Below are 19,492 nucleotides of genomic sequence, written 5' to 3'. Positions count from 1 at the left end.
GGGAAACAGCCGATGTCACCTCCGGATCCGACGTTCCTCGAGGGTGTCAAGAGTGCCTGCACCGGAGCCACCGGCACTCCGTTCGTCCTGCTGGGCAACTTCGAGGTCGAGGACGAGTGGGCCCGCGACGAGGTGGGGCTGCCGGTCTTCGGCGGTCGGGCGTCCACGGCGATCGTCAATCGGATGGACGAGTTCGCCGTCCTCCTGGCCGGCCCTGGCGATCACGTCGTGTTGAAGTCCGCCCCCGACCCCGACTACCTGGACTACCTGGAGGGGCTGGGCATCGAGCTTCCCGGGATCCTGCTCACCGATGCGTACGACCCGGCGGCCACGGTCAGCGAGGACGCGTTGCGCTCGCCCCGGTTGTTGGCCGCGCTGCGGTCGTTGGCCGGGCAGGGGGCGTACCTGCTGCCGCACGGCATGTCGGCGTTGGAGCAGCAGTTGTGCGAGCTGACCGGGCTTGCCCCGGCACTGCCGGCGGTGTCGGTGGTCAAGGCGGTCAACAGCAAGATCTACAGCCGCCGTGTGGCGACCGACCTCGGCCTGCCCCAGGCCGTGGGCTGGGAGTGCGAGACCGTGGACGAGTTCGTCGCCGCGGCCGGTGAGGCGGCGCGCGCCGTCGCCGCCGGCCGCCGGGTCGGGGTCAAGGACGCGTACGGGGTCTCCGGCAAGGGCATCATGGTCGTCGATGACACCCGTCGGATGGACCAGCTCGTCCGGATGGTCACCCGACGGGCGGACCGCACCGGCGACCAGCGCGTCGCCCTGGTCATCGAGGAGTGGGCGGACAAGGCGCTCGACCTCAACTACCACTTCACCGTCGCCCGGGACGGCTCGGTCAGGTTCGACTTCGTCAAGGAGGCGTTGACCGAGAACGGAGTCCACAAGGGGCACCGCTTCCCTGCCCGACTCTCCACCGAGCACGCCGCGCAACTCGTCATCGCCGGTGAACGGCTCGGCGCGCGGCTGGCCGCCGACGGCTTCCACGGCGTGGTGGGGGTGGACGCCATCACCACCACCGACGGCGGACTGCTGCCGGTGCTGGAGATCAACGCCCGGAACAACATGTCGACGTACCAGACCGGGCTGCAGGAGCGCTTCATGGGCCCGGACAGCGTCGCTCTGGCCCGCCAGTACGACCTACGGCTGACCGGGCCGGTCACCTTCGCGCGTTTCCGCGACCGCCTCGGTGACCTGCTGTTCGACCGGGACCGGGGCACCGGCCTGGTGGTGAACAACTTCGCCACGGTCAACGCCGCGACCCCCGAACCCGGCGACACCCGCCCGTACGTGGGACGCCTGTACGGGCTGCTGCTGGCCCGTACCCAACAGGAGCTGACCGACCTCGACAACGCCGTTGTCGCGGCTGTCCAGAAGGAGACCGTCCATGTCTGAGTCGACCGCGCTGGGCGGTGTCCCCGTCACCGAACTTGTGGAACGGTTCGGCACACCCCTGTACGTCTACGACGGCGCGACGATCACCGACCGGTACCAGCAACTGCGCGAGCGGTTGCATCCGGCGGTGCGGATGTTCTACTCGCTGAAGGCCAACCCCAACATCAGCGTCTGCGCGCTGCTGCACTCGCTGGGCGCCAGCGCCGAGGTCTCCTCCCTGACCGAACTGGTCACCGCGGAGCGCGCCGGTGTCCCCGCCGAGGACATCATGTTCCTCGGCCCCGGCAAGAGCCGCACCGAGCTCACCGCGTGCCTGAAGGGTGAGGTCACCCTCATCTGCGAGTCGCTCGGCGAACTCGCCCTGATCGACGAGCTGGCCGCGGAGCTGGGCACCACCGCCCGGGTGGTGCTGCGGGTCAACCCGAGCTTCGCGGTCAAGGGCAGCGGTTTGACCATGGGCGGCAAGCCCCGCCAGTTCGGCATCGACGAGGCCGCCCTGCTGGCGGAGTCGGACCTCGCCGGCCGGCACCCGTCGGTGCGGCTGTGCGGCTTCCAGGCGTACCTGGGCACCCGGTTCCTCTCCGAGGCGATGATCGTCGAGAACACCGCGCGGATCCTCGACCTGGCCGAACGGCTCAGCCAACACCTCGCGGTGGACCTGGAGGTCGTCGACGTCGGTGGCGGGCTCGGCGTGGCGTACTTCGCCGGCGAGCAGGACCTCGACGTCGCCGCACTGACCGACCAGCTCAACCCCGTCTTCGCCGCGTTCCACGCCCGCCACCCGCGGACCGTCCTGGTGATGGAACTCGGCCGCTATCTCGTCGGGCACAGCGGCACCTACGCCGTGCAGGTGCGGTACGTGAAGGAGTCGATGGGCGAGCGCTTCGCGGTCGCCGACGGCGGCACGAACCACCACATGGCCGCGGTCGGCATCGGCTCGTTCGTCAAACGCAACTTCCCGATGCGGCTGCTCAACCGGGACAGCACCGCCGAGCCGGTGAAGTGGAACGTCACCGGGCCGCTCTGCACCCCCAACGACACGATCGGCAAGGCCGTCGAGCTTCCCGCCGACGTCCGCCCCGGCGACGTGATCGGGGTGGAGCGTTCCGGCGCGTACGGCCCGACCGCCTCGCCTGTGCACTTCCTCAGCCACGGCTATCCGGCCGAGGTGCTGATCCACGAGGGCGAGCCCCGGCTGGTCCGCACCCGCGACGACGTGGAGAGCATGCTCGCCGCGCAGATCCTGCACGACTTCCGCTGACCCCGGCTCGACTCCGCACCACCTGCACCGCCCTCTTTCCTACCGCGTCATCTCCCCAACCTCACGCCCGAAAGGCAGGCCCGCAATGAACGCCACCACCGTCGAGACCGGCAACGAGCAGATCGTCAGCGTCATCGTCACCGCGCTCGAGGAGGTGCTGCGCCAGGAACTCACCGACGTCACCGTCGAGACCCGACTCTTCGACGACCTGAACCTGGACTCCACCAGCGTCCTCGCCCTGCTGATGACCCTGGAGGACGCCCTGGACACCCAGGTCGACCCGGAGAGCCTGGAACAGGCCCACCTGGAGTCGGTGGGATCGCTGGCCGCCTTCCTCGCCGAGAGCCGCTGACCATGTCGGCCCTGCGACAACCCGACGGACGAGCCGGCCCGACGCTGGAACGCATCGTCACCCGCACGTTCACCCCGCCGCAGATCCCGTGCGATCCGGACGACCGGAGCAACCTGCTGGAACGCATGTCGGCGCTGTACGGCGACTTCACCGACGTGTCCTGGCTGACCGACGGTCCGATGGTCAGCTACCACGACATGGTCCGTACCGTCGTCGCGGAACTCGGCCCGGAACTCGTCGGCGTCGACCTGGCGATCACGGTGGACGCCAGTCCTGACTGCCGGCACCAGAGCTTCCCGGGGCCGGTCCTGTCACACGTCCTGACCGGCGACCCGATCATGCTCGGGGTGTCGGAGCAGGGGGTGGCGGGCCCGTTCACCGCGTTGCGGATCGCCCACCGGTACCTGCGCTCCGGCGCGGCCACCCGAGCCCTGATCCTGATCATGGAGCAGTCGACGTTGCCGCCCGACGACGCGGCGGTCCGGCCGGTGCAGGACGTCGTGGTGGCACTGCTACTCGGAGCAGAGGGCACCATCGGGCTCGGCGTACCGACGGTGATGGTCACCCGTACCGGGGCGGCTGCGGCGATGGAGACCGACGTCGACCTGCTCGTCGCCGGCACCGGCCTGGCCGACCTGCCGGCCGGGGTACCTGTCCGGTGGGCCGAACCGGGGCACCCCTGCGCCGGGGTGTGGCTGGCCCTCGCCGACCTGCTCGACAGCCCGCCGGACGGCGGCCACGTCCTGGTCGCCGATTGTGATCCGGTGCTGCCGTACCGGTGCGCCGTCACCGTCACCCTGCCGGCACAACGCCCCGAGACGCCGTGGCAACCGGCCGGCGTCGTCGCGCCGCCCGCCCTGCGGCACCGTCCCCAGAAGGTGAGGGAACTGGTCCGATGACCATCACCGTCAGCACGCCGGCCACCGCCGCCGACCTGCGGCGGTACCGCACACTCGCGTACACCGCAGGGGCGGTCACGGCACTGGGCGCGCTCCACGCGGACACCAGCCCCGGGGTGGTGCCGGTCGGACCGGGCGGCCACACGTTCCTACCGGCCGCCGTCTACGCCGCCAGCGACCGGTGCGCCACACCGGACGGTCCACGGCCGCAGCCGTACGGGCAGACGGTACTGGACCGGGTCGTCACCAGCGACGGGGAGCTGATCGCCTGGCGGGTGCCGGACGGCGGCCCCGACCCGGACACCGGGGCGGCCTGGACGGCCGGGATCGCCTGGATCCGCCTCGGCCTGACCACCCGGCTGCTCGACCTGGCCGCCGCGCACCTGCGCGGCCGGACCGTCGCCGGGGTCGTCACGCTGAACCTGCCGATGGTCAGGGGGATCCTCGCCGACGCGGCCACCGGCATCGCCGAAGCGCAGGCACTGCTGGACACCCGGGCCGATCTGCACCAGGTACACCGCGCGCTCGACGAGACCGGTCGTAGCTGCCTGCACCTGTTCGGTGCCGCCGGTTTCCTGACCGACGGGCCCGGCAGCCACCTGCGCGTGTCGGAACTGCTCGCCGACACCTACCCGCCCCCGCACGAGGAGGCGCCATGAGCACCGACTTTCTCACCGACCTGCGTGCGCAGGCCCGCGCCCACGCGGACCTGCTGCGCCCCACCGCACTGGATCTCGACCGGAACCCGGATCTCGCGGTCTCGGCACCTGGCTGCGGACTGCCGTGGCGTCGCTTCGCCGGCCTGCCCGCCGAGTACAACCCGGACCCGCTGCGGGTCGACGGTCGGCCCGTCCTGCTGGACACCTGCGTCGAACGGGTCGTCGTCCTGGAGGAGTTGGCCCGGGCCGACGCCGCCGCGGTGCTGGCCCTGCCCGGCCCGTCGATGTCCGCGTCGGTCATCGCCGACCTCGCCGACGACGACCAGCAGCAACGGTACTGGGAGACGGTCGCCACCGAACCCACCTGGACGTTCTTCGCGATGACCGAGCCGGCGCACGGCTCCGACCCGGGCAGCATGCACACCACGCTGCGCCGCCACGGCGACGACTTCCGGCTGCACGGCACGAAGCGGTACGTCGGCAACGGTGTGCGGTCCCGCCTCGGCGTCGTCTTCGCCCGCCGCAACGCCGGTCCACTGGGTGTGGTGGCGGTACTCGTCGACACCGACCTGCCCGGGTTCACCGCCGCACCGCTGTCCACGCTGGGTCTACGCGGCTTGCAGCTCAGCGAGTTGCGGATGGTCGACGTACCGCTCACCGAGGCCGACGTTCTCGGCCGGCAGCGCTCCGCCACCCGGCAGGGCATGTGGGCGGCCACCCGCACCTTCAACCGGTACCGCCCGGTGGTGTCCTGTCTCGCGCTCGGCGTCGCCCAAGCCGCGTACGACCTGGTCGTGACGCAGCGCCGCCGGTACCGGACCGACGAGCGCCACCTGCTCACCGGCTGGGAGCAACGCCTCGCCGGCACCCGCGCCCTGGTGCTGGCCGCCGCCCGCGCCGTGGACGCGGATCCACGCGACGGCACACTCGCGGCCGCGGCGAAGCTGCGTGCCACCCGGCTGGCCGAGGAGATCACCACCACGGCGGTGCGGCTGCTCGGACCGGGGGCCCGTTGGGAGCACCCGATGCTGGACAAGCTCCTGCGCGACGCGCGGGCCTTCGAGTTCATGGAGGGCACCGGCAACATTCAGCGACTCACCCTCGCCGAGGGCTATCTCCAGGGACGGCTGACCGATGTCCGCGCCGGGTAAGCCCGTCTGGGTCGACGTCGGGACGCCGCCGGGCACCGACGTGTGGCACATCGTCCTGGACGTGGAACGCGAGATCGTCGACCCGTTCATCGCGCTGCTCGACGCCGACGAGATGCGGCGCGCGCACCGGCTGCGCGACGAGCAGGCGGCGCACCGCTTCGTGGCGGCGCACGGAGCGGTGCGGTCGGTGCTGGGCAGCTACCTCGACGTCGCGGGCTACGCACTGCACTGGGCGCGCGGCCCCAACGGCAAGCCGTACTTCGACGGCGAGTGGCGTCGGTGGCAGTGGAGCCTGAGCCGGTCCGGCGGGCACGCCCTGCTCGCCGTTCGCCTGCACGAGCCGGTCGGGGTGGACGTGGAGCAGATCCGCGACGACGTGCGGGCCGGTGCCCTCGCGGCCCGGTTCATGCCGCCCGAGGAGGCCGCCGAGGTCGCCGCTCAGCCCGACGACGCGACGCGCAACGCCGCCTATCACCGGTTGCTGTCGCGCAAGGAGGCGTGCGTGAAGGCCAGCGGCGGGCGACTGCTGGACGGGCTGCGCCTCGGCGTCCTGGTACCCGGGATCGTCGAGGGCTCCGGCGCCTTCGTCGGGCAGCGCTGGTCGCTGCGGGACCTGCCCGCCCCGCCCGGCTTCGTCGCCACCCTGGCCACCGTCGGTGACCGGCCCCGGCGGCTACGGATGTTCGAGTGGGACTGGCGGGGCTACCCGTACGGCACCCGCACCGATGGACCGACCGGCCAACCGCCGGACCGACCCGAGATCACCCGACCACCGGGCGACGAGGACTCGTCCCCGCCCGACCTTTCGAGGAGGGCCGCATGAGACACCATCCGGAACCCACCGGCCGGCGATGCCGGCCGACCAACTCCACCAGGCCGGGCCGGAGCCGTTGCGGTGAGCACGACGACCGGTGCGGCACCCGACGGCCCGCCGGTGGACCGTACCCGCCGAGCGCTGCGCCGCGGGTCCGCTTCACCCCCTCGGCGATACCCGTCCTGACCTGTACGCCCGCTCGGCACGAAGCGGCGCTGCGGGGTGCCGCGGAGGCACTGGCCCGCCTGGGGCGCTCGGATCTGGGCGGCAGCCTGAGGGTCAGCGCTCCCGGTCCGGTGGACGCCGCCGCCGAACGCCTCGCCGCACGGCGGGCCGTCGAGAACGCGCTGCACGGCGGCTGCGGAAGCGTGCTGCTCCCGCCGCCCTACCCGCCGGACCGGCAAAGCCGGGACACCACGCCACCGCCCGGGCCCCGACCAGCGACTCCCTACCAGAGCGAGGAACTCCGATGACATCAACCGAGTTGCCGAAGACCGCACCCGACGGAGTCCAGGCGGCGGTGCAGTGGCGGAAGGTCATCACCCTGACCGCCAGCCAGGGCCTGTCGCTGACCGCCGACTATGTCCTGCTCGTCGCCCTGGCCTGGACCGCGGTCCAACTCGGCGGCGTCGGCGCGATCACCACCCTGATGCTGGCCGGCACCGTCCCCCGCGCCCTGACGCTGGTCTTCTCCGGCCCCATCGCCGACTCGTTGGGGGCCCGGTTCGTCCTGCTGCGCACCACCTCCGCCCGCGCCGTGCTACTCGCCGCCGGCGCGGTGGTCGTCTTCACCACGCCGTGGTTCTGGCCGCTGGTGGTCGTCGCCGCCATCGAGGGGGTGCTGCTGGGCATCGGCAGCCCGGCCGCCGGCACCCTGATGCCCCGGCTGGCCCAGGGCGAGCAGTTGGCCCGGGCGAACTCACTGTCGTCCCTGGTCACCCGGCTCGCGCCGATCATCGGGACCCCGATCGGCGCCTGGCTGATCGCCACCGGTGAGCTGTGGGAGGCGATGGCGGTGGTGGCGGCGACCTGCGGTGTCTCGTTCGCCGCGATGTGGGTGGTCACCCGTGGTATGGCCGGTGGTGACCGGACGCCGGGCGAGAACATGCTCCGACGCTCCGGCGACGGCATCCGCCTGCTGCGCACGTACGGCCGCCTGCGCTGGCTGTTCATCTGCGCGTTCCTGCTCGACATGGCCTTCGGCTGGCCGATCGAGGTGGCCCTGCCGCTGATCGTCGACGGCCGGGGCTGGGGTGTCGGTTCGGTGGCCGTGGTCGTGGTCGCGTTCAGCTGCGGCGCGATCGCCGCCGGGGTGACCGGTGCCCTGCTCGCCCACCGCATCCCGCTGATGGTGCGCCTGGTCGTCACGGGCGTCGGCATCGGTCTGGGCATCCTGGCGATGGCGGCGATGAACTCGGTGTTCACCCTCGCCGCGGTCGGCGCGCTGGTCGGTCTGATGGCCGGCCTGAACGGCCCGGCGATCGTCACCGTCTACCAGCAGGCCTCTCCGCGTGCCCGGATGGGCACGGCGATGTCGATGCTGACGCTGGCCGGCATCGGCACCGTTCCGGTGTCGATCGTGGTCTTCGGCGCACTCTCCGCCGTGATCGGGGTGACCGCCACCTGGTTCGTGTGCGGTTTCGTCGCCCTGGCCGCGCCGGTGGCGGCGCTGCGGGCACTGCGTCAGCCGCCGCCCGGACCGGAGAGCCTGGGCGGCACCGACACGGCGGCACCGTCCCCCGAGCCCGAGCCGGCCACCGCCGAGGCGCAGCCGACTCCGGATTCGCAGCCGACGCCCGAGGCCCAGCCGGTGCCGGTGGCCTTCGAGGGATCCGATCGCGACCCTGCCGACCAGGTCCTGGTCGCCGCGAGTCGCACCGCATGACCCGACGCGGGTGCACCGTGACCTGGTGCCCCGGATGGTGAAGCGGCCGGGATCCGTGGGCTGACGCCCCGGATCCCGGCCGCTGTTCCGTCAGTGCGGCGCGACGTAGTAGAAGCGCCGGTAGCCCAGCAGCATCCCCTCGTCGGTCAGGGTGAACACGTCGACGAAGTCCAGCGTGGTCCGACCCGGCAGATCGGTGTACCGGCCGGTGACGGCGACACCGTCACCGTCGGCGATCACCTTGTAGATCTGGTGGTGGCTCGGCGGCCCGGCTACCAGGGCATGGGTACGCAGCACCTCGTTACGCCCGCAGCCGTGCGCCATGTCCGGTCGCTGGACCTGCACGTTCTCGTCGAGCAGTGAGCCGTATCCGTCAATGTCGCCGATGTTGAGATAGTGGTACGACAGGCGCACGTGGTCGACCCCGACCGCAGTGGCGGCACTGTACTTCAGCGAACCCCCATGGCAGGTCATCCGGCGGTCTCCTCTTGTCTGGCTAGCTGGCCCCCACCCGTGTGTGCGGCCGGCGAACACAATCTCCACGAGACGGACAACTCCCGCCTATCACGGCGCTTTCTTCGCCGTCGTGGCTATCCGTGCCGGCGGGTGGTCCGGGTGGTTCCGCCTACGGTAACGGCGGCGGCACGCCGTGCGGGAGTTGCATTTTCACGCCGTTCCCGCGGGGCGACAGCCTGCAGAGCTGCAGAAATACAACAGAAACGGGCAATATCCATAGATAGCAATAGAAGCATCGCGCATTCGTTTCGACTGCTGGACAAATGCATCCTCAATGGAGTGCACTGTTTCGACAGAAACAGTGTCGGCCCGGGAGTACCATGCGCAACCTGATCCTCGCCAGCCCGGTCGCTGAGGCTGGAATCGTCTTCCGCGTTCTCGGTCCGCTACAGGTCGACGGGCCGACCAAGACGGTTCGGATCCCACCGGGGCGTCAGGAAGTCATCCTCGCCTGCCTGCTCATGGAAGCGGGCCGACTCGTCGACACCGACCGGTTGCTCGACCTCGTCTGGCCGGACGAGGCACCGGACACCGCCCGCACCCAGATCCAGATCTGCGTGTCACGCCTGCGCAAGAGCTTCACCGAGGCGGGCGTCAGCGCCTCGGTGATCTCCCGCGCCCCCGGCTACCTCCTGCGCACCGACGACGACAGCGTGGACCTGCAGGTGTTCAACCGGCAGGTGATGGCCTCGCGGGTGCTGGTCAAGGAAGGCAGGCTCGCCGAGGCGGCCGAGCGGCTGCGCGCCGCCGTGGCACTGTGGCGGGGACCCTGCCTCAGCGGCGTACCCAGTGACGCCCTGCGCACCCGGGGGCTGCGGCTGGACGAGGAGCGGCTGGCGGCCATCGAGACGTACCTCGGTCTGGAACTGAACCTCGGGCGCGGCCACGAGCTGGTCGGTGAGATCAGCCAGTTGCTGCACGAGCATCCGCTGCGCGAGCGGCTGCGCGGACAGCTGATGCTGGCGCTGCACCGCTCCGGCCGGCAGGCGGAGGCGCTCGACATCTACCGGGCCGGCCGGCAGCTGCTCAACGACGAGTTGGGGCTGGAGCCGGGTGAGGAGCTGCGGCAACTGGAGACCGCCATTCTCACCAGGGATCCCGCCCTGCACCTGCCGGCGACGCCGGCCCCGGTGACCGCGGCACCGCGCGTCCCCGAGGTTCCCACCGCGCCGCTGTCCCCGTACGGCGAGGAGCAGCCGCACCAGCTGCCCGCCGACACCGCGGACTTCGTCGTCAACGAGCCGATCCTGCGTACGATCGAGGCCGCGCTGGTCGGCGGCGACGGGCAGCGGGCACTCGGGCTCGTGGTCATCGCCGGCAAACCCGGCATCGGCAAGAGCGCACTGGCCACCCATGTCGCGCACCGGCTCGGCGCCCAGCGGTTCCCCGACGGTCAGCTCTACTGCGACCTGCGGGGGGTCGGCGTCGACACGGTCAGCGCGAAGGACGCCCTCGGCCGGTTCCTGCGGGCCCTCGGCATTCCCGGCCCGGTGATACCGGACAGCACCGACGAACGCGCCGAGATGTACCGGACGCTGCTGGCCTCCCGCCGGATGCTTGTGGTCCTGGACGACGCCGCGAACGAGGCCCAGATCATGCCGCTGCTGCCGGGCAGCAGCAGCTGTGCGGTCCTGGTCACCAGCCGGTCGAGGTTGACCGCGCTGCCCGGCGCCCAGCGGGTCGAGCTGGACGTGCTCGACCAGGAGCAGGCCCTGCAACTGTTGGGCCGGGTGATCAGCGTCGAGCGGGTGAGCCAGGAGAAGGAGGCGGCCATCGCGTTGGTCCGTACGGTCGGCGGGCTTCCGCTGGCGTTGCGGATCGTGGCCGCGCGGCTGGCCGCCCGGCCGCACTGGAACCTCGCGTCGATGGTGCACCGGCTGGCCAACGAGCGGCACCGGCTCGATGAGCTCGCGCACGGCGAGATGACGATGCGGGCCAGCCTGTCGCTGACCCACGACGGTCTACGCCGCCCCGACCGGCGGCTGCTGCGGCTGTTCAGCCTGGCGCAGGGGCCGACGGTGCCGGGTTGGATCGCGGGTGCCCTGCTCGACGACGACCGGCCGTTCCCGTCCGACCTGCTGGAGCCCCTGGTCGACGTGCAGATGCTGGACGCGGTGGCGATCGAGCGCACCGGGGAGTTCCGCTACCGGTTCCACGAGGTGATCCGGCTGTTCGCCCGCGAACAGCTCACCCTGCACGATGGCGAAGCCGTGCAGCGCGCGGCGACCGAACGGATGATCGGCGGCTGGCTGTCGATCGCCGAGCAGGCGCACGCCCGCATCTACGGCGGCGCCTACACGCTGCTGCAGGGCGACGGCATGCGGTGGCATCCGCCGGCCGGTTACGTGGAGAACCTGCTGACCGATCCGCTCGAATGGCTCGACAGCGAGCAGCCCAACCTCTGCCTGGCCGTCGAGCAGGCCGCCCACGCGGGTCTGCACGAGCTCTCCTGGAACCTGGCCACCACGCTTGTCACCCTGTTCGAGGCGCGCGGCTACTTCGACCAGTGGGAACGGACGCACCAGCGGGCACTGGAGGCCACCCGGGACGCGGGCAACCGACGCGGCATCGCCGCCGTCCTCGCGTCGCTGGGCACGATGCACCTGAGCCGGCAGCAGCCGGACGAGGCGCGGCAGTCGCTGACCGCGGCGCTGGAGATCTTCGACGACCTGGAGGATCTGCACGGCCTCGCCCTGTGCCGCCGGGATCTCGCCCTGCTGGACCGGCAGATCGGTGAGGACGACCGCGCGCTCGTGCTCTACGAGCAGGCGGCCCGTGACTTCGATCGGGTCGGGGACGTGATCGGCCGGGCGACGGTGCTGACCCAGAGCGCGTACGTGTGGATGCGCCGCGGTCACACCGCCATGGCGCAGGAGCAGCTCGACGAGGCGCTGGCCGCCTTCCGTTCCGTCGGGTACTCGCACGGGGAGGCGCACGCGTTGCGCCGTGCGGGGCAGGTGCTGCTGCGCCGGGGTGAACACGCGCAGGCGGAACAGGTGCTGACCAGGGTGCTGGAGATGGTCCGCCGCAGCCGCGACATCATCGGCGAGGGGCACCTGCTGCGCAACCTCGGTGAGGTGTACGAGGCCAGTGGCCGCCACGAGCAGGCCCGCGAGGCGTACACGCAGGCACTGACCGTACGGGAGAAGATCATCGACCTCGGCGGTGCGGCGCTGGTACGCCTCGACCTGGCCCGGCTGCTGTTCCACATCGGCGAGTTCGCCGAGGCCGGCGGGCTGCTGGAACAGGCCACGGAGACCTTCCGGGCCCGGGGCATGCGGGCCGAGTTGCGTGAGGCGGAACGGCTGGCGCAGGAGCTGACCGCCGCGGACCCGTCCGCCGGCTGACCTCGCCGCTATCACGGTTATCACGGCGCGGCGCACCAGCGGCGCGCCCACCCTCGACAAACCCCTGGGAAATCCACCCTGAGCTGCGAGAATGCTGCCGATTGGCGGCATGATGGCCGGCCGATAGTGAGATCCCGACCATGGTGTGTGACGGCGGTTGTCCCGGTGTCGTGAGCGGTGCCGGGCGGCGCTTCCAGGCGCGCTACCCCCGCGCCACGACATCGTGATAGGGAGTGGGACACCAGATGAGCATCGACCTGCCGACCGGCGACACCGTGCCACTGTTCGGATTACTGGTACGCCAACATCGCATGCGTATCGGGCTGACCCAGCGCGAACTGGCGGACCTGTCCACCGTCAGCGTCCGGGCGATCCGCGACCTCGAACAGGGCCGGGCCCGCCGACCGCGCCAGGACACCGTCCGGCTGATCGCCGACGGCCTGCGGCTCGGGGCACGGGCCCGCGCCGACCTGGAGTCGGCCGCCGGGGAGGGTCGGACCAGCTGGGCGGTGAAGGCCGGCTACGAGGCCGACCCGCCGGCGCCCCCCTTCGCCATCGACGTGCAGCTCGGGCGGGAACCGGAGACCGCCGTCATCGTCGACGAACTCGCCACCGGCGCCGAACGGCTGGTGACCGTCGTCGGGATAGACGGGGTCGGCCGGACCCGGCTGGCCATCGAGGTGGCGACCCGGATGCACGCGGCGGACCGTACCCCGGTGCTCTGGTGTCCGGTGACCGGCCCGACCAGCGGTGACCGGCTCTCCACCCTGGTACGCGCCGCCGCCGACCAACTGCTCGGCGACAGTACGCACCCCGCGGACGGCACGGACGCCATCGCCGCCCTCGTCGAGATCGTCGCCGACCGGCCGCCGCTGCTGGTGCTCGACGGGGTACGGGAGGTCGCCCACCCCGGCCGACTGGTGCAGCTGCTGCGCGACTGCCCCGGCCTGCGCATCCTGGTCACCGCCGCGTTCCCGCTGGGGGTGCCCGGTGAGCGACACTTCCTGCTCAACCCGCTGGCCGTCGCCGACGAAGGCGAACCCTTCGACGCGCACGCGCCCGCCGTCCGGATCTTCATGGAGCGGGCCCGCCGGTACCGTCCCGACGTCGACCCGGATGCCCGGGAGACCGCCCTGATCGCGGAGATCTGCCGTCGCCTCGACGGGATACCGCAGGCCATCCACGCCGCCGCCTCCTGGCTCGTCGTCTACGACATCGCGACCCTGCACCACTGCCTGCACGACGGTCCGTCCGGACTGCTGCACCACCTCGCCGGCCCCGACGGCGGCACCAGCCTGCGCGACGCCCTGGAACGCCGGCTGACCACCCTGCCCACCGCCGAACGCGACCTGCTCGACGCGCTCTGCGGCCAGGGTGAGACCTTCGACCTGGCCGAGGTGATGGCGCTGACCGGCCGCAGCCTGCCCGACAGCGGCCGTGCGGTCCGCGCTCTGGTGCTGCGCGGTCTGGTCCGCCCCTGGTACACCGGCGGCCAGTCCCGGTTCCGGATCCTGCACCTGGTACGCGCGGCCCAGCTCTGCGCTCTCGACGTCCGGGTCTGACGGTGCGGTGCGGCCGCGGCGGCACGCCACCCGGCGTGCCCCCGGCCCGTCCGCAGCCTGTCCTCGTCGCATCCATTGCATCCGATAGGATCCGCTGGTCTGCTCAGCTCTCACCTCGACGTGTGTGCGGCCGGAGTCCCGCCCGCCCACTGACAGCTGCGCGGCCGGCACGTCGGAAGGCTTCGCATGAGACAGCGGCACACCGAAGCGGATTCGCCCCGACCGGTGGCCGCTGGACAGCAGGACATCGCGCACCAGCTGCAGCTCGCCGCCGCCGGCGATCAGGTGGCCTGGAACGACCTCGTGGACCGGTTCAGCCCGCTGATCTGGTCCATCTGCCGGCAGTTCGGGCTGAGTTCGGCCGACGCGGCGGACGCGTTCCAACTCACCTGGCTGCGACTGCTGGAGAATCTCGACACGATCCAGGATCCGGCTCGCCTGCCCGGTTGGCTCGGCACCACCTGCCGCCGGGAGTGCCTGGGTCTGCTGCGGCCCACCAAGCGGGTCCGGCCCACGGACGACGACCGGCTGCTGGATCGCCTGCGCGGACCGTCCTCGTCAGCCGACCAGCCGGTGCTGATCGCGGACCGCAACGCCCGGCTGTGGCGTGAGTTCGGCCGGCTCGACGCCCGCTGTCAACGGATCCTGCGACTGCTGCTGATCGATCCGGACGGTGACCGGGTCTCCTACGAGTTGGTGGCCTCGGCGCTGGAGATGCCGGTGGGTAGTCTCGGCCCGATCCGGGGGCGGTGCCTGGCACGACTACGCCGCCTCCTCGACGCGGAGGGTATCAGTGACGCGCTTCGCGACTCGTAGGAGGAAACGGCAACCCGAGCACTGAGGGAGGAATCGTGGACGACGAGCACACGGGGCCGCAGACGCCGGCGCCGGGGGCGGACGATCGGCTGCTGGCCCCCCTCGGCGAGCTGATCCGGACGGCGGACCCACCGCCGGCCACGGCGGTGGAGCTGGCCAAGCAGAGCTTCGGTCTGCGCCAGGTCGACACCGAGTTGGCGGCGCTGGTGGCCGACTCGGCGTTGGACCCGGTCGGGTCCGCGGTACGCGCCGGCGAGCAGGGCACCCTCCCCCGGCTGCTCACCTTCGAGGTCGAGGGCACGGACGACACCCCGCAGGCGGTCGAGGTGGAGGTCAGCGGTTCCGGCCGGTACCGGCGGCTGCTCGGCCAGCTGCATCCGCCCGGGGCGGCCCGGATCGAGGTACGGCAGCCCGGAGGTGACGCCGCCCCGGTGGACGCCGACGACCAGGGTCGGTTCGTCGTGGCGGCGGTCGCTGTCGGGCTGATGCGGCTGACCTGGCATCGCCCCGGACGCAGCGCGATCGCCACGGCCTGGGTGAGACTGGACTGACGGTGCCGGCCGGCGTGACGCCGGCCGGCAGCCGTGGTCCTCAGAGCGGCGTGCCCGGCAGCACCCGCAGTACCCGCCCGTAGTCGGGGAGGGTGTGCTGCCCTGCCAGCAACGCGTCCCACGCGTCCCGGGGAGTCAGCTTGGGATCGTTCAGGCAGGCCCTGGCGACCAGACCGCTGATCTGTGGGGCGGAGAACGACGTGCCGCTCCAGACCGCCCAGGAGTTCGCCGGGAACGTGTAGTCGGCCACCGCCGGGTCCGGCACCGGCGGCAGTGTGCCGGTCACGAACGTGGCGACCACGCCGACGCCGACGCAGGAGCAGTCGACCCAGTCGCCGTGGCTGGAGAACGGGGCCGGTTGCAGGTCCGCGGTCAGCGCACCGACCGCGACCACACCGTCGAAGGCCGCCGGATACATCGGATCCTTGCTGCCGTTGTTCCCGGCGCTCGCCACGATCAGGACCTCCGGGAACCGGTCCACGATCGTCCGCACCGCGCTCTGCAGGGCCAGCGGCGGCACACCGTCGACCGCGGGCGTACCGATCGAGGCGTTGATGATCAGCCGTACGCCGTCGGCGGCGGCCTCGTGCACGGCGCGCAACATCGCCTCGGCGGCGTCCTTGTCGGTGCCCAGCCCGTCGCTGCGGGTGAACCGGTACGCCCGCACCTCACAGCGGGGCGCCACCCGCTGCACGATGCCGGCGGCGAAGCTGCCGTGCCCGGCCGACCAGTCGAGCCGGCCGTCCCCCGCGCGGCCGTTGACGACCGGCAGTACGTCGAGCAGTTCGGTGTTGTCCGACCGCCGGACGATGCTGTCCAGCCAGCTGTCGGTCCGGTCCTCCGGGGTGATGCCGGTGTCGATGACCGCCACCCGTACCGCCGGGGCGCCCGGTCTGCCGGCAGCCGCGGTCTGCGGGAAGTCGCCGAGGGCGGCGGTGGCGAACGGATAGTCGTCGCCCTTGATGATGTGTCCGAGCGGTACGACCAGGTGCGGCGCGGCGGTGATGCCCAGCTTCGTCAACTGGCCGACGTCACCGGCCAACTCCTGTGGGGTCTTGCGACCTTCGAACACCCTGGTGGGCCGCTCCGGCGACCAGCCGCGCTGCCACGGCCGGTAGCCCAACCGGCGCAGCACTCGTTGCGGGTCGGATTCCGGTCGGCTCGCTTCGAAGTCGACCACCAGCTGACCCCGCGCGACGAGGACGTAGGTCCGTCGTCCGGCCAGGTCGGTCACCGGATACCTGTCGAACGGCAGGGCGAACTGCCGCGGCGCCCGCTCCTGCCGCTCCCGCATCTGGTCGATGATCTCGCTGGTGCGCCCGCGTCTCGCGTCGACGAGCATCACCTGTAGTTGCCGGCGGACGTGGGCGGCGTCGATCTTCAGCTGCTTCCCGGAGCGGTGCTCCGGGAACTCGTCCGGGGCCGATGCCGAAGGATGCCTGGGCTTGATGGTCACAGTGACGCTCCTATTGAGGATCGTGGTGGTTCCCGGTGCGGTGACGGCAATCAGATTCGGTCACGGCTCGCGGTACCACCAGCAATAACCCGACGCTGGGTACGGATAGACTGCGGACATTGACGTACGGCGACGAGCGGTCCCACGATGACCGCTGAGCTTTGCGCGGATCTCGTGGCAGAGGCCGATGCCGCGTACTCCAGAGTCGTCCTCGACCCCGCGAGATACACCGCGACGGCGAGGGAAATCGTCGACCTCGCCCGCCGGGCGGGAAACGACGAGGCGCTGATCGTGGGTCTGCGGGCGCTGGCCTGGACCCGCCACGCGGTACTGGACAACGAGACGGCCAAGCGTCTGCTGGATTCCGCGGCCCGGCTGGCCACCCGCCGTGGCCTGCACCGTCGCCTCGGGGAGGTGCTCCTCACCCGCTCGGTGGCGCTGCAGGAACTCGGCCGGTATCCCGCGGCAACCCGGGATCTGCGGCGGGCGGCGGGCCTGGTGTCCCCGCAGCAGCGTCCCGAACTGCTCATGCAGCTCGCCATCCTGGACCACAACGCCGGTCGGGTGCGCTCGGCCGCGCGTCAGTACCGGGTGGTGCTCGCCGAGCCCGCCTGCCCGCCGGTGATCTGGGTGAAGGCGGCCAACAACCTGTCGTACGCGCAGACCCAGCTCGGTCGTCCGCAGGCGGCGCTGGCCTACCTGGACCGGGCCGCCTCGCTGGCGAGCGAGCTGGGACCGATGCTGTCGGCGGTCATCGAGAACAGTCGGGCCTGGTCCAGCTTCCATGCCGGCAGGTTCACCGAGAGTCTGCGCCGGTTCGCCGAGGCCGGCCGGCTCTACACCGCGGCCGGGCTGCCGCTCGGCGAACACTATCTGGACTACACCGACGCGCTTGCCGAACTGCGTCTGCTGGACGAGGCCGCGACGGTAGCCCGGCTGGCCGCCACCGACCTCGAACGGCACGGTGCCCGGCTGATGGCCGCGGAGGCGCGGCTGCGTTGTGCCCGGCTGGCGCTGGCGCTGGGCGACATCGACGCGGCCCGCGCCGACGCGACAAGCGCCGTGCGTGACTTCCGGCGGCAACGCCGCACCGCCTGGGCGGCGTGGGCCGTCGTCACCGCCGTGGAGGCGGACGCCGTCGCCGACGGTTTCACCACCATCGCGGTACGCCGACTCGGTCACGCGGCGGCCACCCTGCATCGACTCGGTCTACGGGCCAACGCGGTGGAGGCGCATCTGGTGGCCGGACGGGCGGCGGTGGCCACGGACGACCAGCGGCGAGGCAGACGCCACCTGGCAGCGGCCGGTGCCCTGGCGGACGGGCAACCGCTGCTGGTGCGGCTACGCGGACGGTTGGCGCTGGCCCTGCTGGCCGACGCCACCGCTCGACCCCGCACGACATCGGCGTACCGCCAGAAAGCAGCGACCCGCCGGGCAGCGCCCGACGCGGGTGCCGTGGTGCGGCACTGCGGGGCCGGTTTGGCCGACCTCGCCCGCCACCGCGCGGCGCTGCCCTCGGTGGAACTGCGGGTGCTGGCCGCCGGGCACGGCGTGGAACTCGGCGACCTCGGTCTGCGTCACCTGCTGCGTACCGCTCCCCCGAGTCGGGTGCTGCACTGGCTGGAACGCACCCGGGCCGCTGCCCTGCTGACCGTGCAACCCGCGGCTCACGACGACCTCGACGACCTCGTGATCGCGCTGCGTACGGTCGAGCAGGAACTGCGGGCGGCGCGGCGCGAACGTGGCCCACTACCGCGCACCCTGCTGGCCCGTCAGGCCGCGTTGGAGGCGCAGATCCGGCGACGATCGTGGGGCCGCGACGGGAAGACGACGCGGTCGGCCGAGATCGTGACCGCAGGCCAACTCCGTGATCTGCTCGACGGCGAGTGGCTCGCCGAGTTCGCGACGGTGGACGACACGATCGTCGCGGTCCTCGTCGGTCCGCACCGGACCCGCCGGATCCAGCTCGGCGCGCTGTCCAGGGTGGAACAGGAGACCGTCGCGCTGCACTTCGCGCTGCGGCGGCTGCTGCGCGGCGGCCGCTACACCGACCAGGCCCGCTCGGCCGCCCGGACCTGCCTGGACACCCTCGCCGAGTTGCTCATCGCGCCACTCGGGGTGCCACCGGGGGCACCGCTGGTCGTGGTGCCGCCCGCGAAGCTGCTGCGGGTGCCCTGGTCCCCGCTGCACCCGGGTCCGGTGTGCGGCGCGCCGTCGGCCACCATGTGGGCGCGGAGCCGACGAGCGGCCGAGTCCCGGCCGGCGGGACAGCGGGTCGCGCTGGTGGCCGGCCCCAACCTGGACGGTGCGGTAGCCGAGGTGCAGGCCCTCGAAGCCCGTCACCCCCGGGCGACGACGCTGCTGCCACCGCAGAGCACCGTCGAGGCCGTCGTCGCTGCCCTCCGGCAGGCCGACCTCGCGCACCTGGCCTGCCACGGCCACCTGCGTTCGGACAGCCCGCTGTTCTCGGCACTCGAACTCAGCGACGGCCCGCTCACCGTCTACGAGTTGCACAGCCGCGCCGTCGCCCCGCACCGGGTGGTGCTGGCCGCCTGCGACTCCGGAGTCGAACGCGACTACGAGGGTGGCGAGGTGCTGGGTTTCGTCAGCGCGTTGATGGCCGGCGGTACCGCCGGAGTGATCGCGTCCGGCGTACCGCTGCCGGACGGCGCGTCGCTGGCGTTGATGCCACGGCTGCACGACCGGGTCGTCCGCGGCGAGTCGCTGGCCGGCGCGTTGTGGGCCGTGCGGGCCGCCGAGCCGCCGGCCTCCCCCGCCGATTTCGTCACCTGGTGCGGCCTGACCGCCTACGGCGCTGCCTGAAACGA

At 72.0% G+C, this 19,492-nt stretch carries 16 protein-coding genes; 14 read left to right on the top strand and 2 right to left on the bottom strand.

Translation table 11 applies throughout. From position 1 onward, the window contains the following. Window positions 1-12: 12 nt before the first annotated feature. The 9 genes from EG812_RS02475 to EG812_RS02435 all read left to right on the top strand — a co-directional run bounded on the left by EG812_RS02475 (window position 13) and on the right by EG812_RS02435 (window position 8,416). Window positions 13-1,395: a preATP grasp domain-containing protein gene (locus EG812_RS02475; RefSeq protein ID WP_013734738.1), complete on the top strand. Its 1,383-nt coding sequence runs from the start codon at window positions 13-15 to the stop codon at window positions 1,393-1,395. Then, complete coding sequence (locus tag EG812_RS02470; protein WP_013734739.1) at window positions 1,388-2,656, top strand: alanine racemase; 1,269 nt, start codon at window positions 1,388-1,390, stop codon at window positions 2,654-2,656. The genes EG812_RS02475 and EG812_RS02470 overlap by 8 nt, the downstream gene beginning before the upstream one ends. Window positions 2,657-2,741: 85 nt before the next feature. Beyond that, the gene (locus EG812_RS02465; protein ID WP_013734740.1) at window positions 2,742-3,008 is read left to right on the top strand and encodes an acyl carrier protein; all 267 of its coding nucleotides are present in this window, start codon (window positions 2,742-2,744) and stop codon (window positions 3,006-3,008) included. Window positions 3,009-3,010: 2 nt separating this feature from the next. After that, window positions 3,011-3,907, top strand: a complete 897-nt coding sequence (locus tag EG812_RS02460) for a hypothetical protein (RefSeq protein ID WP_126710615.1) — start codon at window positions 3,011-3,013, stop codon at window positions 3,905-3,907. Then, entirely contained in the window at window positions 3,904-4,566 is a 663-nt protein-coding gene (locus EG812_RS02455) for an acyl-CoA dehydrogenase family protein (RefSeq protein WP_013734742.1), read from the top strand. The genes EG812_RS02460 and EG812_RS02455 overlap by 4 nt, the downstream gene beginning before the upstream one ends. Continuing rightward, a complete protein-coding gene (locus EG812_RS02450) occupies window positions 4,563-5,717 on the top strand; it encodes an acyl-CoA dehydrogenase family protein (RefSeq protein ID WP_126710614.1) in 1,155 nt (384 codons plus the stop codon). Before EG812_RS02455 ends, EG812_RS02450 begins: the two co-directional genes overlap by 4 nt. Further along, entirely contained in the window at window positions 5,701-6,540 is an 840-nt protein-coding gene (locus EG812_RS02445; RefSeq protein ID WP_126710613.1) for a 4'-phosphopantetheinyl transferase family protein, read from the top strand. The genes EG812_RS02450 and EG812_RS02445 overlap by 17 nt, the downstream gene beginning before the upstream one ends. Beyond that, window positions 6,537-7,004, top strand: a complete 468-nt coding sequence (locus tag EG812_RS02440; RefSeq protein WP_013734745.1) for a hypothetical protein — start codon at window positions 6,537-6,539, stop codon at window positions 7,002-7,004. Before EG812_RS02445 ends, EG812_RS02440 begins: the two co-directional genes overlap by 4 nt. Beyond that, a complete protein-coding gene (locus EG812_RS02435) occupies window positions 7,001-8,416 on the top strand; it encodes an MFS transporter (protein ID WP_013734746.1) in 1,416 nt (471 codons plus the stop codon). Before EG812_RS02440 ends, EG812_RS02435 begins: the two co-directional genes overlap by 4 nt. Before the next feature lie 90 nt (window positions 8,417-8,506). Here the strand turns inward: EG812_RS02435 and EG812_RS02430 are convergent, their stop codons facing one another. Then, on the bottom strand, window positions 8,507-8,890 hold the full coding sequence (locus EG812_RS02430; protein WP_126710612.1) for a nuclear transport factor 2 family protein: 384 nt from the start codon (window positions 8,888-8,890) through the stop codon (window positions 8,507-8,509). A gap of 362 nt (window positions 8,891-9,252) precedes the next feature. Here EG812_RS02430 and EG812_RS02425 point away from each other — a divergent pair, with 362 nt between their 5' ends. From EG812_RS02425 to EG812_RS02410, 4 genes are all read left to right on the top strand, one after another. Then, the gene (locus EG812_RS02425; protein ID WP_126710611.1) at window positions 9,253-12,279 is read left to right on the top strand and encodes an AfsR/SARP family transcriptional regulator; all 3,027 of its coding nucleotides are present in this window, start codon (window positions 9,253-9,255) and stop codon (window positions 12,277-12,279) included. 245 nt (window positions 12,280-12,524) lie between these two features. Then, a complete protein-coding gene (locus EG812_RS02420) occupies window positions 12,525-13,841 on the top strand; it encodes an ATP-binding protein (RefSeq protein WP_126710610.1) in 1,317 nt (438 codons plus the stop codon). Between the two features lie 186 nt (window positions 13,842-14,027). Further along, entirely contained in the window at window positions 14,028-14,657 is a 630-nt protein-coding gene (locus EG812_RS02415; protein ID WP_013734750.1) for an RNA polymerase sigma factor, read from the top strand. Window positions 14,658-14,692: 35 nt separating this feature from the next. Continuing rightward, window positions 14,693-15,208, top strand: a complete 516-nt coding sequence (locus tag EG812_RS02410) for a hypothetical protein (protein ID WP_126710609.1) — start codon at window positions 14,693-14,695, stop codon at window positions 15,206-15,208. A gap of 40 nt (window positions 15,209-15,248) precedes the next feature. Here the strand turns inward: EG812_RS02410 and EG812_RS02405 are convergent, their stop codons facing one another. Beyond that, window positions 15,249-16,664, bottom strand: a complete 1,416-nt coding sequence (locus EG812_RS02405) for a S8 family peptidase (RefSeq protein ID WP_126710608.1) — start codon at window positions 16,662-16,664, stop codon at window positions 15,249-15,251. Between the two features lie 147 nt (window positions 16,665-16,811). Here EG812_RS02405 and EG812_RS02400 point away from each other — a divergent pair, with 147 nt between their 5' ends. Beyond that, entirely contained in the window at window positions 16,812-19,487 is a 2,676-nt protein-coding gene (locus tag EG812_RS02400) for a CHAT domain-containing protein (RefSeq protein WP_126710607.1), read from the top strand. The last annotated feature ends 5 nt before the right edge of the window (window positions 19,488-19,492 follow it).

The sequence above is a fragment of the Verrucosispora sp. FIM060022 genome (genome assembly GCF_003977705.1).
GTDB classification, from domain to species: domain Bacteria; phylum Actinomycetota; class Actinomycetes; order Mycobacteriales; family Micromonosporaceae; genus Micromonospora; species Micromonospora gifhornensis.
The sequence above is the reverse complement of the archived record's forward strand: the minus strand, read 5'-3'. Positions and strand labels throughout refer to the sequence as shown.

Bases quoted from the DNA above. Each gene is read 5' to 3' on its own strand.
- EG812_RS02475 (WP_013734738.1), top strand. From the start codon at position 13: ATGTCACCTCCGGATCCGACGTTCCTCGAGGGTGTCAAGAGTGCCTGC.
- EG812_RS02420 (WP_126710610.1), top strand. From the start codon at position 12,525: ATGAGCATCGACCTGCCGACCGGCGACACCGTGCCACTGTTCGGATTA.
- EG812_RS02435 (WP_013734746.1), top strand. From the start codon at position 7,001: ATGACATCAACCGAGTTGCCGAAGACCGCACCCGACGGAGTCCAGGCG.
- EG812_RS02415 (WP_013734750.1), top strand. From the start codon at position 14,028: ATGAGACAGCGGCACACCGAAGCGGATTCGCCCCGACCGGTGGCCGCT.
- EG812_RS02460 (WP_126710615.1), top strand. From the start codon at position 3,011: ATGTCGGCCCTGCGACAACCCGACGGACGAGCCGGCCCGACGCTGGAA.
- EG812_RS02445 (WP_126710613.1), top strand. From the start codon at position 5,701: ATGTCCGCGCCGGGTAAGCCCGTCTGGGTCGACGTCGGGACGCCGCCG.
- EG812_RS02450 (WP_126710614.1), top strand. From the start codon at position 4,563: ATGAGCACCGACTTTCTCACCGACCTGCGTGCGCAGGCCCGCGCCCAC.
- EG812_RS02425 (WP_126710611.1), top strand. From the start codon at position 9,253: ATGCGCAACCTGATCCTCGCCAGCCCGGTCGCTGAGGCTGGAATCGTC.
- EG812_RS02470 (WP_013734739.1), top strand. From the start codon at position 1,388: ATGTCTGAGTCGACCGCGCTGGGCGGTGTCCCCGTCACCGAACTTGTG.
- EG812_RS02455 (WP_013734742.1), top strand. From the start codon at position 3,904: ATGACCATCACCGTCAGCACGCCGGCCACCGCCGCCGACCTGCGGCGG.
- EG812_RS02430 (WP_126710612.1), bottom strand. From the start codon at position 8,890: ATGACCTGCCATGGGGGTTCGCTGAAGTACAGTGCCGCCACTGCGGTC.
- EG812_RS02465 (WP_013734740.1), top strand. From the start codon at position 2,742: ATGAACGCCACCACCGTCGAGACCGGCAACGAGCAGATCGTCAGCGTC.
- EG812_RS02440 (WP_013734745.1), top strand. From the start codon at position 6,537: ATGAGACACCATCCGGAACCCACCGGCCGGCGATGCCGGCCGACCAAC.
- EG812_RS02400 (WP_126710607.1), top strand. From the start codon at position 16,812: ATGACCGCTGAGCTTTGCGCGGATCTCGTGGCAGAGGCCGATGCCGCG.